Source organism: Ruminococcus sp. SR1/5 (assembly GCF_000209835.1).
GTDB classification, from domain to species: Bacteria; Bacillota; Clostridia; order Lachnospirales; family Lachnospiraceae; genus Blautia_A; species Blautia_A fusiformis.
On sequence record NC_021014.1, the window covers coordinates 2825153 to 2840581 of the forward strand.

The 15429-nt window shown below is 40.5% G+C and carries 12 protein-coding genes; 4 read left to right on the forward strand and 8 right to left on the reverse strand.

What is annotated here, in order from left to right:
* Nucleotides 1–809: 809 nt before the first annotated feature.
* The 8 genes from CK1_RS14130 to CK1_RS14160 all read right to left on the reverse strand — a co-directional run bounded on the left by CK1_RS14130 (nt 810) and on the right by CK1_RS14160 (nt 12533).
* Nucleotides 810–4793, reverse strand: coding sequence for a VaFE repeat-containing surface-anchored protein (locus CK1_RS14130; RefSeq protein ID WP_015526848.1), 3984 nt, complete (start codon nt 4791–4793; stop codon nt 810–812).
* Between the two features lie 54 nt (nt 4794–4847).
* Nucleotides 4848–7283 (reverse strand): VirB4 family type IV secretion system protein, encoded by a 2436-nt coding sequence (locus CK1_RS14135; RefSeq protein WP_353611175.1) that lies wholly within the window; start codon nt 7281–7283, stop codon nt 4848–4850.
* A gap of 405 nt (nt 7284–7688) precedes the next feature.
* Nucleotides 7689–8024: a hypothetical protein gene (locus tag CK1_RS18480; RefSeq protein ID WP_015526849.1), complete on the reverse strand. Its 336-nt coding sequence runs from the start codon at nt 8022–8024 to the stop codon at nt 7689–7691.
* Nucleotides 8021–8695 carry a DUF5038 domain-containing protein gene (locus tag CK1_RS14140; RefSeq protein WP_353611176.1) on the reverse strand — a complete coding sequence of 225 codons (675 nt, stop codon included), beginning with the start codon at nt 8693–8695 and terminating at the stop codon, nt 8021–8023. The genes CK1_RS18480 and CK1_RS14140 overlap by 4 nt, the downstream gene beginning before the upstream one ends.
* On the reverse strand, nt 8655–10478 hold the full coding sequence (locus CK1_RS14145) for a lysozyme family protein (protein ID WP_015526851.1): 1824 nt from the start codon (nt 10476–10478) through the stop codon (nt 8655–8657). The genes CK1_RS14140 and CK1_RS14145 overlap by 41 nt, the downstream gene beginning before the upstream one ends.
* Before the next feature lie 2 nt (nt 10479–10480).
* Nucleotides 10481–11404 (reverse strand): hypothetical protein, encoded by a 924-nt coding sequence (locus tag CK1_RS14150; RefSeq protein ID WP_015526852.1) that lies wholly within the window; start codon nt 11402–11404, stop codon nt 10481–10483.
* A gap of 13 nt (nt 11405–11417) precedes the next feature.
* Nucleotides 11418–12128, reverse strand: a complete 711-nt coding sequence (locus CK1_RS14155; RefSeq protein ID WP_015526853.1) for a conjugal transfer protein TrbL family protein — start codon at nt 12126–12128, stop codon at nt 11418–11420.
* A 24-nt stretch (nt 12129–12152) separates the two neighbouring features.
* A complete protein-coding gene (locus CK1_RS14160; RefSeq protein WP_022381177.1) occupies nt 12153–12533 on the reverse strand; it encodes a hypothetical protein in 381 nt (126 codons plus the stop codon).
* A 539-nt stretch (nt 12534–13072) separates the two neighbouring features.
* Here CK1_RS14160 and CK1_RS14165 point away from each other — a divergent pair.
* The 4 genes from CK1_RS14165 (at nt 13073) to CK1_RS14180 (ending at nt 15422) form a co-directional block, all read left to right on the forward strand.
* Nucleotides 13073–13207: a hypothetical protein gene (locus tag CK1_RS14165; protein ID WP_005340371.1), complete on the forward strand. Its 135-nt coding sequence runs from the start codon at nt 13073–13075 to the stop codon at nt 13205–13207.
* Nucleotides 13208–13296: 89 nt separating this feature from the next.
* Nucleotides 13297–13551 (forward strand): ATP-binding cassette domain-containing protein, encoded by a 255-nt coding sequence (locus CK1_RS14170; protein WP_015526854.1) that lies wholly within the window; start codon nt 13297–13299, stop codon nt 13549–13551.
* A gap of 23 nt (nt 13552–13574) precedes the next feature.
* Complete coding sequence (locus tag CK1_RS14175) at nt 13575–13832, forward strand: ATP-binding cassette domain-containing protein (RefSeq protein ID WP_306288947.1); 258 nt, start codon at nt 13575–13577, stop codon at nt 13830–13832.
* A gap of 183 nt (nt 13833–14015) precedes the next feature.
* Nucleotides 14016–15422, forward strand: coding sequence for an FtsX-like permease family protein (locus CK1_RS14180; protein WP_306288948.1), 1407 nt, complete (start codon nt 14016–14018; stop codon nt 15420–15422).
* The last annotated feature ends 7 nt before the right edge of the window (nt 15423–15429 follow it).

The following is a 15429-nucleotide window of genomic DNA, read 5'->3' on the forward strand; positions in this document are numbered from 1 at the left end:
CCATAGGATGGGCATAGAAACTACTCCCAGATTCGGACTAAATGGCACAAAATGGCAGAAAATCTAAGAATAGAACAGTGCCTTGATAAGCGGAAAGAAACCGCTGTCTGCAAAACGTGAGTAATTTACTGGTGTAAAGATGAACCCTGCACAGAAAATCCGGATGACATAAACAGAAATCAGAGCTATACATAGCCGATACAGATTTCTGGTGCGTTTGTTCCAGGGCTTTCTCGGACGAAACTTCAGGTACAGGATTAAAAGTGCAGGAATAAAAATAAAGTTCGTAAATATTGTATCGATTCCTTGAATCATAGCAGTGAAATTCAACATAAAATCGCCTCCTTTCTTATCCTGTACGCAGAAAGTGCCAAAAGTGCAACCTTTTACCAGTGATAATGAGATGCTTCCTGGTGCCGCAGTAAAGCAAAACAAGGACATGGCTTATCGGTCAATGCTTCTTTTGCAAAGTAGAGTCCATATAAAGACTGAAATTGTTCCAGTGTTATGGCGGATAGACATTCCGTTGGTTCCGGTATGCGGGAGAAGAGCATACGGGCATCTGCCATGGGCAGGACACATGGACTGCCGTTTTCATCTGGATGATATAAGAAGTGTGGGCCATTACAATAACCTGGGGTTTTACAGGAAACACAGCGAACATAAATACAGGAATGCCAATTTCCATCACAAATATCTAAAAAATGCCGGATGTGTTTGGCATCGGCATTACAACGAGATTGTTCCATATTCATCACCTTTATAGCAGGCAGCCGTAATAAGCTGCCTGTGAGCATATCTATTGATAGTTACTTATCTTTTTTCCGCTTACGGATATATAAAATACCAAATCCTGCAGCAAAGAGGAGTGCGGCACCTGCCAGTAAAAGATAAGGAAGAACGGTTGTTTCATCTCCGGTCTTGACTGGTTTGGAAGGTTCAGGTGTGTCTTTTGGAGCTTCCGTAAGTTTTATCGTTTGTCCTTTATCGTCCAGATCCTCATGGGAAGCAATTTCAAGTGCTGTTTCTCCTTCAAGGGAAAAAAGTTTTTCAAAAACGACTACATCATGTCCAGCCAATGTGCTTCCATCAAAAGTGAAGATGACTTCGACAGAACCATTGGAATCCTTTGGTGTAAATTCTGTTTCTGCCGTGACAGGTTTTCCATCAATCATAACTTCCTTTTGGGTTGTTTTGTCCATCAGTGTGCCGACCAGTTTGTATGGAGTATCCGGAATCAGATTTTGGTAGGATACGGTGTCAATGATGGTTACTTCTTTCGTAGCAACGGCTTCCTGATCCCCATCCGCTTTGTCCTTCGCAGTAGTTCCAATTCCCGGGAAGTAGATAGACTGTTCATGGTCTTCTATATCGGCGTGAACAGCAATCTCTTTTTCCTGATACGTTAAAGACTCAAAGACAACAATTGTTTTGCCGGACAGGATGCTGCCATCAAATGTAAAGGTAAGTTCAATACTGCCAGAGGCATCTTCAGGAGTAAAGGTCGTAGTGGCAGTAATCGGTTTACCATCTGCCTGAAGAGGTTCTTTTGTCTCTTTGTCCATCAAGGTACCGGTAAGTGCATACTCTTTTCCTGGAATTAGGTTACTATATTTAACCGTATCAACAATAGTAATCTCTTTATCGGTTTTGGCAAAATGATCTCCGTCTGCTTTGTCTTTTGCAGTGGTAGCAATTTCCGGGAAGTAGATGGTCTGCCCATTATCTTCAAGATCAGCGTGTGTTGCAAATTCTTTGCCGTCATAAGTAGCAGATTCAAAAACAACTACGGTTTTTCCGGCAAGGGAAGTCCCATCAAAAGAAAAAATCACATCTACCGTTCCAGAGGATTCTTTAGGAGTAAATGTGGTTTCGGCAGTAACCTCTTTCTTATCTATTTCGACAGGTTTTCCGGTTTCTTTATCCATAAGGGTTCCAGTCATAACATATTCTTCGCCGGGCAGAAGATTTTTGTAAGCTACCGTATCTACAAGGGTAACTTCTTTATCTGCCTGGGAAAGATTCATATCTGTTTCCTTATCTTTTGCAGTGGTCCCGATTTCTGGGAAATAGATAGTCTGATCCTGATCTGTAATGTCCGCATGAACAGCCAGTTTTAAATCCTCCTGGTACAGTTCTTCAAATACTACGATTGTTTTGCCCTTCAGAGAAGAGGCATTGAACGTAAAGGTCACTTTTGCAGAACCAGAAGATTTTTTTGGTTTGAAGGTGGTTTCTGCTGTGACAGGTTTTCCATCTATTTCAATTGGCTTTCCGGATTCCTGATCCATCAGTGTGCCGATGAGCTTATAAGACTGTCCCTTCTTTAAGCCTTCGTATTCTACGGTATCAACCAGAGTGATTTTTTCTTCTGGTTTGGCAAAGTGGGAGTTGCTGTCTTTGTCAAGGGCAGTAGTTCCAATGGTAATCTGATCATCCGTTAAAGTTCCCATATCCACGACTACGTGATTTTTATATACAGAGACCTCAATTTTTAAGAGGTTCATACCTTCATTGGAATCGCAGCGTTGTTCTTCCAAAATATAGGTATCATAAATCAGGGCTCCTTTGGTATCATCAGGTTTAGAAGAGCCAAACCAGATTCCGTCTTCAGAAGTTTCCCCACGATTGGTATTTGTAGTGTGCTTATTCCATTCTGAGGAGGTACTGGCATAGCCATTTTTGTCTGTTACAATGGTATGACTTTCTCCTGTAGTTTTGGAGGTAATGGAAAATGGGACATTTGCCAGCCGGTTTAAATCTCCGTCAGATACCTTTACGAATTCTAAATCGCCACGGATTACCTGATTGGAAATCGCTGTTTCTTTTGCAGTTAAATCCAAAATTTTCCCATTTTCTGTGATATGAAACTCCTGAGAGAGTTTTCCCTCGTTCAAATAACCTTCCGGTGCTTTTGTCTCATCACCCCGGTAATGTCCATAAGGGAGAGTATCTTTTTTTGTGGAAGCAAGCCCTTTTTCATCTGTCTTCAAAGTGAGAACTACTTGATCTTTTTCGTAAAGGGTTCCATCCACAAGAACAGGATTTGGACCAAGATTGGTGATTGTAAATTCTGCATCCTTTAAAGAAGCATTTCCCTGTGGTTTGGCTTCTCCCGTTTCCAGATCCCGTTTTTGGATTTTGACACCGCCACGGATAATCTGGTTAGAAACAGAAGTCTCTTCTGTTGTTAAATCTACGATTTCTCCATTTTGGGTGATGTCAAATTCAAGAGCCTTTGCACCATCGGTTAGGTATCCGGAAGGCGCTTTGGTTTCTTCAATCCGGTAATGTCCAAGGGGCAGGGCATCAGCGGCACTTGCAGCAATACCATGTGCATCCGATTTAATTGTAAGTACTGCCTGACCATTTTCATAGAGCTTTCCACCTACCCATACCGGCTGTTTGTTCAAAGTGGTAATGGTAAATTCGGCATCTGCAAGCGATGCGGTTCCTTGTGCTTGTGTTCCCTGAGTTTCCAGATCCCGCTTCTGAATTTTGACGCCGCCTCGGAAGACCTGTTCTTCGACAGAAGAAGCGTTATAAATAGAGATAGTTTCTTCCGTACCGGTACTGGTGATTTGCTGCACGAAAACAGATTCGTTTGGAAGATAGCCGGCAGGTGCTTTGGTTTCCTGTACGGTTACTGTACCCAGTGGGAAGCAGACGGTCTTTCCATCACTGGCATAGAAAAATTCATCCCCGGATACCAAATAATCTTTTGTAAAATGGATTTCTCCAGAGGCATCTGTTTTCAATATCCAGGTGCGAACCGGTTTCTTACCATTTGCTCCGGGATCGGTAGCTGACTGCTCTGTATAGAATTTTATTGTAAATTCGGCATTGGCGAGAGAGCCGGTTCCCTGTGCAGAATTTTGCTGTGTGTCAGCATCCAGCTTTTTAAGGAGCAGTTTTACGGGATTATTTTGAGGAATATCCTTTACTTTTACGGTAGATGTTCCTTCTGCTTTTACCGTAACATTATGGGCGGAAGGATCTATAGCAAATCCTTCTGGGGCACTGATTTCTTTAACGGTGTAACTTCCTTCTGCCAGTTCTTTGGATTTTGCATATCCTTTTTTATCGGTAACAAGAGTTTCTACCAGTTCTTCCCCTTTGTAGATTCCGTATTTGGCTCCTTCTAAAGAGTAATTGCCATTTTTATCGGAAATATCGGTATTGGCAGAGGATTTCTGCAGTTCGATAAAGCCGTTTGGAACCTGATACCAGCTTCCTGCAAAAGTTTGGGAAGCATTGCCAGGAACGATAAAAGCACGGAAGGATTCTGGTGGGGCAGGAAGCCCTTCAATGGCGTTGGCAACTTCCAATGCTTTGTCAATATAATTTTGAGGTGCACCATGAAAAGCACCGGTGTCCCCATTATTTCCTGCATGGATATAGGAAACGACCAGATGACCAATGACATAAGAATTGTCATCGGACCATCCTTGGAAATATTGATCTTTTATTACCTTTTCATAACCATATCCACCGTTTAAGTAGTAAAGAGCTTTTCTGAGTGGGGAATTTTTTCCCAAAAGGTTATAAGGATACTTTCCGGAAGCCGGTGTTTTCTTTAATGGTTCAACGCAATAAGCCGTGTTATTGCCATCAAAGCTCATGCGGGAAGTATAATAGTCCCCGTATGGAATTTTGGCTCCTGCCTTATAATCAATGGTTCCATCTGCAGCATAAGCGGTATGGGCATTGAAAAAGAGTGTGCTAAGAAACATCGTGACACAAAGAAAAAGGGCGGTTAGCCGGATATGAGGTTGTTTTGCTGGTTTTAACATAAATCTCCTCCTTTGTTAAAAAGAAAAGCAGCCACATTCGGGCTGCAGGTAACATTAACCGACTTTTTTATCCTGGCGTTTCAAGATTTCCAGGAGTTCCTGTCGGTCTGTGGTAATTAATTCTTTTTCCAGGTTGGAAGCTTTAAATTCCACAGTGATATTATTGTTGTTTGTTGAAATCAGTCCGTTTCCACGTTGGAAATGGGTGATATTCATAACTTCGGTTTCGGAAAGACGAAGAATGGTTTTTACACGTTGTGCCTCTTCATCTTCCATGTTAAGAATAATTTTGGTTTTACAGTTATTGATAATGCCTTTTCCATATTTTCCGTCATCCAGAGCAAAAAAGTCATTAAGATCCTGGGTTGCAAAAATACCGGCACCAGAGTATGCCCGGATAATCTTGGCAATCTCCAAAACAAATTCAGCGGCCAGGCGGTTACTGGAAGCACCGATGAGCTGCCATACTTCATCTACGAAAATAGCTTTTTCTTCGGTACGGTTTTCTTTGGCTTTATCCCATACATAGTCCAGAGCAACAAACATCCCCACCGTTAAGAGATCGCTGGAGCCGGTCAGCTCTGAGATGTCCAAAACAGTATATTTATTGGTCAGGTCTACATTGGTCTGCTGGTTAAAAGAGGAAGCAGAGCCATGGACAAGACGGTTCAGGATGTGAGCCAGCCGTTTGGTATCTTCGGTTTCCATCAAAACATCATATACATCTCCAAGAATTGGCATCGCTTTATAATGCTCCGGGTGTTTGGGATCAATGAGGGATTCATTCTTATGGGTGATTCCCTTTCTTGCATAGGTTTTAATCAGTGCTTCGTCCAAAAGCTGTTTTTCCTCATGGCTCATATCTGGAATGAGCAGAGAAAAGAAAACGTGCAGACGCTGAATCTTACTGGCTAAGGCAGATGCGTCTAAAGTTGGACCGTCCAGCAGCTCATTGACAGAGTTATCTACTTTTCGGATCTCCATGACATTGATGCAGTTTTGGCTGGCAGGAGAAATCTGGATAAAGGTTCCTCCTACATTTCTGGCAGCCCGATAAAACTCATGACCTTTTAACGGTGCGATGATAAATACCTGGATTCCTTTACGCCGCATACGAAGTGCCATAGTCTGCATGGTAAAGGTTTTTCCGGATCCAGAAGTGCCAAGAATCGCAATATTGGAGTTTTTATATTGTTTGGAGTCAAAAATATCAGCAATCACTAAAGAGTTGTTATGCTTATTTACTCCAAATAGGATGCCGTTGTCATCGCAAATGCTGTAGCTGACGAAAGGATAGCAACTGGCAGCTCCGGTGGTTAAGACATTTCGTTTTGAGAGTTCATAGAGCTTCTTATCCAGGTTTACAAGAGGAAGGGAAGATAAAAATCCCTGTTCTTGCAGGAAGTAACAAGACCGCAGATCCATATCCTGTGAGATGAGAAGTTTTTTCATCTCCTGAATCCGCCATTGCAGTTCTTCCAGATCACCTGCCGTAATTGTAATCAAAAGATTCATGTAATAGAAATCTTCATTATTAGCAAGTCCCTGTTTGAGGAAATAGCCGGAACGGATGGCAGAATCCAGATCATCAAAATCCGCATTGGTATCAGAGGCATCTTTGATCTTTGAACGGTTGATCCGGATTTGCTGTCCAAGACGTTGCTGGATCTTATCTTTGGGCTGTTTATGCAGAAAAAAGTCAATGTCAATTCCTTCGCCAGCATTGATAAGCAGGGACAGCCAACCTGGCATTACTTTTGCTTTGTAACCATCGCACGGCACCAGCAGGTAAGAATGGTAGATGCCATTTACCAGCACATAGTTGCTGTGCTTAAAGTCCAAAGACTCTGGTGCAATGAATTCATTGATATGGATGTTATCCACTTCCTGCTCACGGCCAGATTCCATATAGCGGGTAAGTACCTGGTTAATCCGTTTTGGCAAAGGTGTTTCGGTACATTTGGTACGGTTCAGTAAAGTGTAGAGTACATCGGTTGTAAACTCATCTTCATTGTCATGAACCAGCACATCGTTGCCGCATTGATATAGAAAGGTTTTTGCGGTCTGTGCAGCAGTTTCCAAAGCTGCCAGGATTTCCTTTTCCTCCACCTTCCGATTCACATTGAAAGGTTCGTATTCAAAGATTAGGAAAAAACGTCTGGAAACCGCTTCTCTGGAACTTAACTGCCGGACAAATTGGATATAGTCTTTTTGTAACTGCCGGCAGTTAGGATCTGATTCCCGTTCCATTTCCAAACGGGACTGTTCCAGATGTTTGTTGATATCCGCTTTTTTGGAGATCATCTTAATCTGCAGTTTCACAGGACTGATTTTTAGGTAGGAGATGAAACTGAAGATGATCCCCTGTTGTTCCCTGGCACTGCGTAAGAGGAAATTGATCGGTTCAATCTCCAGGATTTTTACATAACGATGGTCTGTCGTGTAGATAACACCATTGGCAATCTTATCAATAGGAAGATAATCTTCCAAGGTGATTTCTTTTCGCTTTTTCTTTTTGCTTTTCCCGGAAGCAGGAGGCTGGTTGGAAGCTTTATTCGCAGTTCTTTCTTTTTTCGTTCCTCCGAAAGTTGCTGCTTTATCTGTTGTTTTTCAAGTTTTGCCTGCCTTTTCGCACTTTTACGTGCAGCGGTTTGTTCTTTTTTAATTGTCGGGACTCATATTTAAGAATCCGGATGTCTTCACGAGCCTGTTTGCGTATTCCACGTTTTGTAGAAGTGTCAAACTGCCGGCGTTCTTTTTTTTAATTAGCAGAGGTTTCTTTTGTTTCCTCTTCGGAAGACATCTGTGAGCAGTTCTCTTCAGAAGAAGATTCTGCAGGTTGCTTTGGATGACGTTTTCGTTTTCTGGTTTTTGGTTCTTTGTTGCGGGGCTTTTTTATCCGGTACTTTTTTTCGGCTCCGGATGTACATCCATACGGTAAATAACCCGGCGGTTTTTCAGAAAACGCAGAGCGTTCATTAAAAACGCAGTAATGCTTTCCCCACCGATTCCAATTAGAGAAATCATAGCTGCAGGCAGAGCAGTCATACAGAGAATAATAATCCTGACAGTGAGTGTCAGAGGCAGATTGACAACAGGAATGGTGATCAGGATTGCCAGGATACCGCCTTCGATGGCATTACGGATTTTAAACATTCCGCCCATAAAGGTCCCTTTTTCTATAAAATTGCGAGGGATGAAGACAGGATGTTGTTCTTCAGTATTGTTCATGGCTGCACCTCCTTTGGTTCTTCCATGGAAGGAGTTTCCGGAACTTCTGTGACAGGGGCAGCTTTTTCCAAATTCACTGAGGTATCGTCATACCCACCTTCTTGCAACTGTTCCACTTCCTCTGTTGTGATGGAAGGAAGTTTGTCATCTGTCGGACGTTCATAGATGATTTCTTTTCCAGAATCAGGGGTACGTTCCTCACCGAAAAAGAATCTTCCAGTAGAGGAAGTGTAGTACACAGGAAGAACGGACTTATCCGGAAGCTGGAATAAAAAATTAATATCAGAAGCATTGGGATAGGTAGTATCATCAGCAAGGAAACGGATGGAAGTTAGAGACATCTGTTTTACGTTTTTAAGATAGGAGGTCAGTTCTTCCTGAAAAAGTTTCACCTGTTCCTTGGAGAAAAAGTCTTCCAAAGCTTCAAAATCCTGAAAGCTTATGGATTCGTTATTTTCTGCTTGTTCTGTCTCGGTATTTTCATTATTATCGTGTTGAGTATTTTCTGTCTCGGATTTTTTGCTTCCTTTTTGGGATTTCCAGATGGAGGGAAAGACAAATCCGATGATAATTAAAAAGGCCATCATAAAGATAGCCAGAATTGCTTTTTTCTGTTCATAAGTGTCTCCTTTATTTTTTAGCGAAGATCCAATAGGCATTTGCGGTTGCATGCACTTCCGTCATCATATCGAATTCACGGTTGATGTAGTTTTTGGAGGAACTGTCATTGGGATCATTGACTAATACTTTACCTCCAGCCGTTACACCACGAAGGACAATAAAATGTCCGCCACTGGTAAAAAGCCCAGCTCTTTGGGAACTGATGACCGGATGACCTTCAGATAAAGCCTGAAGTACCTGGTTGGGATCACTGGTCTGTGTGACAGCCCCACACCCAAAATGATCGGACGCTGCCTGGAAATAAGACCAGTAAGTGCCGACTCCTGGTTTGTAATAGGAATTTCCGCACCAGGATATTGCATCAATAGGTGTAATGGTAGTGCCTGTAAGATAACTGGCGATCATGGCAAAACTGGTAGGTCCACAACCGCTGGATGCAATCGAACCACCGCCATAGGGGATATTTCCATAGTCTGTCTGGAGATAGTGTGGAATCTGCATGCCGTTTGCGGGATAGCTGCCGCCACTGGCAGTAATTTGGTAATACCGAAGGACATGATCCACATATTCTTTATCACCATACCGGTCATAAGGCCAGCTTGGTCTTGCACACATCATATCAGAGTAGGCAATCGCATTTTCTTTGGTATAACCACCGTCACGCTCCATTGCCCAGTCAATGTATGCAGAACCGTAGTTGTAACCCTGAAGAGCCAGTTTAATCCGGTCTAAGTCCGTAGGTCCGGTACAGCCGGCTTTGTCGAGGGCATATTTTAATTCCTGTACTCCGCATTCAATGGAGTATTCTGGATCTGTAATCCCATTTGGCACATGGGGATAGCGGGTATTAAATCCACCTTCCGCTGCTTGCATAACATCCAGCCCTCGTCCGCCAGATTCCTGCATCATGACTGCCAGAATTAAATCTACATAATCACTCATACCATATTTCGCAGCGGCTCTTTCTACAGCAGGGCGGTAGGACAATACCTCATCGCTAAGATTGATAGCAGCGACAATACCGGAAGAAGCAGTTCCAAAGAAAGCAGTCAGGTTTTCAGCATAGTTTTTGGCAAGTTCTTTCTGCTTGTCTGTAAGATGGAATACATGGTCTGCAAAATAGGAATCTCCGGCATAAACAACAGTATAGGTGTGTTTCGTAAAAGTAACCGTCTGTGTTTGTTCCTGTCCCTGTTCTGTGCCGGATTCTCCTTCTGCACCGCCATCAACGGTAACTTCCATGGTAACTGTTTCGGTTGCTACATCATAAGAAAAAAGTCCTTCTTTATTTTCACGAATGAGTTTCTTTAATTGGTTTCGGTTGATATTTTTATAATCATCCTGGCTGGCACAAAATTGTGAAATCAGCAGATTGGCATTGACGGAGATGCTGTATGTATAGGGATCATTGATGGATGCAGTATCACCTTGTGGAAGACGGGAAATTGCTGCATGGATCTCTGCCAGAATGTCTTCATGGCTTTCTTCTAACACTTCAACGATGGCTTCACGGGAAGCACGGATGTTTTCACTGATCATAGAGTTGCTGTTTAGTACATCACTTTGCTCGGTCAGGCTTCCAAAGATCAGACCAGGGAGCATCACAATAAATAAAACCGGGAGCAGCAGTATGGCGAGAATAACAAGAAGAATTTTAGCGAGCTGATTCCGGTTGGCTATGACGGCTCCAATTGCTGCTGTGAAAGGTCCGCCAAGGGCGGCACCATATCCTGCTTTGGAGAAAGTGGCTGCTGTTTTTAAGGACTTTAGGTGAGAAACGGTACTGGAGCCTACATCCATTGCTTCGTCAAGTCCAGAACGTTCTGTATCCATTACTAAATCCGATCCTTTCTTGGAGGAGTAGGAGGAAGCTTTTGGACAATGGATTCGTTGTAGGCTATTTTTCCATCGCCAGCATCATAAGGGATTTTGGATACCGTATTTTCGGCATATTGCTTGTACCAGGTAGCTCCGTCTACAGATTGCACAGTTTCATAGGTTCCCTGGGTAGGAGCCGTATATTGATCGGCATGGTACATAGCAAATTCCCGGCTGTCCCCATTGGAACCGGACTCAACTCCTGTTATCCTGCCACCTCCAATTTCAACATTGGTATAGGAATGATCTGTTTTATCTTCATTTTGAATTCCCATGTAGGATTGAAATGCAGAAACAGCTCCATCACCTTTGATCGAGCCAACTTGACCATAGTTTCCTTGAGCAATATTGCTGATAACGTTATTGGCAAAATCTCCGCCTTTTTCAAGGGAAGACTGATAGAGTGCATTTCCGATGCTTGGTCCTTCGGTATATCCGGTGGCTGCATTTACCGCAGAACGCTCTGTCTGCCTTCCAACGGCTCCGGCTAATCCTCCGGAAAGGAAAGAACTTTGTACTGCAGCACTTCCGGGAGAGGAAGAATGGGAACTACTATGGCTTCCACCTCCATGCCCTCGAAAGGAACTTGCAAGACCTCTTCCGGCGATTAAAAGTTCAGCCATCATATTTCCACCAGTATTTCCAACATTGACTCCCAGACTTGCCATAAAGCTGTCAATCTTTTGAGAAACCTTCAAAAAAGCAATGGCACACAGAAACCAGATAAAAACATTACCGGTGACCGTTTCTTTTCCCTGTGCATCCACAGCTTGCTGTACCTCTGCTTCTGTAAGTTCAGCGGCAAAGACCGGCATGGATGTTACAAGAATCAGACAAGAAATCAATAGCAGGCTGCAGAGCAGTGTTTTCTTATGTTTCATAATCTCCTCCTTCCTAGAGTGATAAAGGGTTTGCAAGGAATGTTCCCACCATGGAAGTAAACAGCCGCAAACACCAGGCGTTCATTAAAAGCAAAAAGAACTGTCCGCCGAGCATACGGCACCAGCTCTTAAAAATATTTCCAGTAGCCTGGGAAGCACCTGTGGAAAATGCAACAGGTGCGGTGTAGACCAGAACTCCAAGCAGTATATAACGTTCCGCAGCTTCAAAAAGCAGCTTGATGTAATTCCAGGCAAGGATCAGTACCAGTATGAGGGCAACAATGGCAACAGCACCGTTGGCACATACTCCCAGGATGACTGTGATTACAGAATTAAACTTGGCAAATTCCAGTGGTGGAAGATCTTCAGTCAGAATCCAGCTATACGGGGTTCCTGCAATATTCAATAGAAGATCTACAATGTCTTTGGCATAGAATGTCAGGAAAAGGAACATAAAGGTTCGCAGTGATAATTTGATTGGATCTTCAGCGTCAATCCCTGTCCCCATAAAATAATTCTTAAAAAGCTGCCAAACCCAGTTTAAAAGGATGAGTCCGATAGCCAGTGCCAGAAAAATCTGGTACATTGTTTCCGCTGCTGGAAAATACCGGAGAAAAGTATCCATGGAACATCCCAGTGCAGCCAGAACAGAAGTCGTAATCAAATCCAGAATGTTCATGACCTGTTCGGCAATCCATTCTACAATTCCGTCAAGTATTCCCATGAAAGAGCCACCTCCTTATCTGCATTATCCATTCCACTGCCCGCCGGCAAAGAACGGAGTGATGTAAGCCATGATAAATCCCAGACCATTGAGAATCGCCCATGTAATGATGATTCGTTTGAGCCATGCCCTGGATTCATCCACGGTTTTTCCGGATTTGGAAAAATTCATCAAAAGCAAAGCAACCGATGCAGTTACAACAGCCGCAATGGTGGAGATCAGGATAATCTGGTTATATACGTCTTTCATGATTTCTGAAGCTTTGTCCCAGATGGTAGCAGCCATAACTGGTTGTACATTACAGGCAATCAGAGTGAAGACAAGGAAGGCAGTGTAGAGATATTTTCCATAGTTCCGATGATGTTTCATGCCCGGTGGGGCTGCTTTGTGTACATGGTTTTTCAAGTAAATGAACCTCCTTCATAAAAAGAGGGCAAAGTGAGATCTTTCACTTTGCCCTGGCTTATAGTTTTCCTGCCTCATAAAAGCTTCCGTCCGGTCAATACGGAGGAACGCTTATTCTATATTTAGTTGTGATACTCCTTTCCATGCACTAAAAAACGCAGCTTGCACCAGAGAAGAGGCATTCCCTGGAAAGCTGCGTTTTCGCTACATATAATTTTGACAGTATCATTCTAACATGGGTAGATTTCCCTGTAAATCGCAGAAGTGTGCCAAGCTGGGGCATAAAAATGAATAGTATGTGCCAACGAGGACAAAAAACGCAATTTAAGCATAAAATATAGATTTGTAGATTAGGAAAGTGTATTTATTAATGGTAACCTAAAATGTTAGGTGAAATTGTTGGCGATAAGTGATTTTGGTTACATAAAACTTAGTACGAAATATTTTTGCTTTGTACGGGGAATTAGTTCGTATAACAAAAATGGAAGAGTATAAGTTGACAGTTGCCTAACAATTTTGAATGAAAGGAGGATGTAAATATGTTTGAAGTAGTGAACAGAACAGTTACTGAAGAAGAGGCAAAAAATATTGATAGCAATATTTGTCTTCTGTGCAATAAAGGTGACAACAACTGTACTATTTGCAATGGTGGATCATTAGATTTCATTAGTTAATTGCCAATTAAGAAGCAGAGTGGTCATTCAAGACTAGAGAACCGGGGATTTCCCCGGTTCTTGTTAGATAATACAAGGGAGGCGATAATATGTATAGTCTTAAGCAAATAACTAAAAATTATGTGAATGGAAAACAGATAACAGAGGTACTTAAAGGCATAGATTTAGATATTGCTGAAGGTGATTTTTTAGCGATTATGGGTAGTAGTGGAGCTGGTAAAACTACTTTAATAAATATATTGACAATGATTGAAGATTATGATGAGGGAGAAATATCCTTTTTCGCCAAATCATTTAGGAAGTATAAGGATAAGGAAAGAGATCAATACAGAAAAAAGATATAAGTATAATTTTTCAAGATTATAATTTGATTCAAGAAATGACAGTTGAGGAAAATGCTTATTTAGGCGTATTACTAGCAGAATCAAATGCGAAGGAACTATCTTTTGAAGAAGTAGTACAACAATTAAATATAAAAACTCTGTTAAATAAATATCCAGATGAATTATCTGGAGGTGAACGACAGAGAGTTGCAATTGCTAGAAGTATATTGAATAATTCAAAATGTATTTTTGCGGATGAACCAACAGGGGCTCTCAATAAAAAAATGCCGATATTTTATTAGAGATTTTTAGAAAACTGAATACGGATTTAGAAAAGACAATAGTTATGGTAACCCATGATCCATATGTGGCTTCATATTCAAATAAATTCGTCTATTTAAAAGATGGAAGGATAGAGAAACAGTTGATAAAGAATGATTCACAAAAGAAATATTATAAAGAAATAATCAGTTGTTTGGAGAAATATGATGGATAATACTATTAAAATGTGTAAATTACTAACCAAATTATCCTCAAAAGACTTTAAAAAGAACATTCAGTTAAATCTATATTATGTTGTTATGATTGTTATGTATTCTGCAATAATGTATGGAATAAATATCATATATTCTAAGGATTATGTAATTCAACATATAGAGTATTTTAATGTGGATAATATTCTTTTGATGACACGTATTATGGCAGGATGCTTTTTTTTATTAGCATTAGGAATAATTTTGTATCTTGATAATTACTTATTCAATTACCAGAAGAACAAATATTATTTGTTACGAACAATGGGGTTATCAAGAAGAATAATATCTTATAAAATTTTGGTTGAACGACTTATAGGAAGTATTATAGGACTTTTGATTGGTATTATTATAGGCACTGTATTTAACTATTTTTTGACAAAACATATTTTGGAAGTTATGGAGACTACTATAACAATATCTTTCAAGTTATATAAAGATGCATTAGCACTTACTATTTTGGGAAATGCCATATTATTATTAGTTACATTTATAAAAAATGTGAAAAGATTCAAAAGTATTGAGTTAAAAGAATTATTAACAGTAGAAAAGAAAATAAAAATTGGAAAGATTCCTTCAGTTAAAGCAAATATAATTTCCATAATAGTTATTGGCATAATGGGAATAGGAGTTTTAAGATATTATGATTATGTTCAACACTTACAAGAGATTCCTGATAATGTAAAAAATCTTTTGATTTTTTTGGTTATTATTTTAGCGATACTGGCGATAAGAAGTTTTATTTATGCTGGAATAAATTTGCAGACAAGAAAGAGGTTGAAAAAGCAGTATCATAATATTGAAGACATTATATTGCTCACAGAGTTAACTACATATTCCAAAAGATTAAAGTTTATGATGTTTTCATCTAGTATTATATTGCTTTTTTGTATAGTAGTACCAGTAATGGCTAACATACTATTCACGTGGTCTCATTCATTCAATCAATATAAAGGCTCGTATGATATAGAAGTAAATAGTATTTATAATTATATCAAAGAACCCGATAAGATTGGAGAAATTGAAATTGATTTTTTGAATGAGTATTTAGAGAGTCAAGATGTACATGTTAATAAATTCATTAAGGTTAAAAATTATCTTGCAAATCCAGATTTATTTAAAAATCGTCGAAGGGGAATGTTTCCACCTTATATTATATCCCTAGATGATTATAATTGTGTTAGATCTGCATCAGGATTGGAAAAGGTTAGTTTAAATAAAGATGAGTTTTTAGTTCATAAGTATAAGACCGAACAGAATGTTTTTTCTGATAAAAAAATTGTGTTGTCCAATGGTGTTACTCTGAAAAAATTCCCAGAAAGAATTTACAGATTCTGTTGCGGGAGAAAGTTTATTTAATACAGAT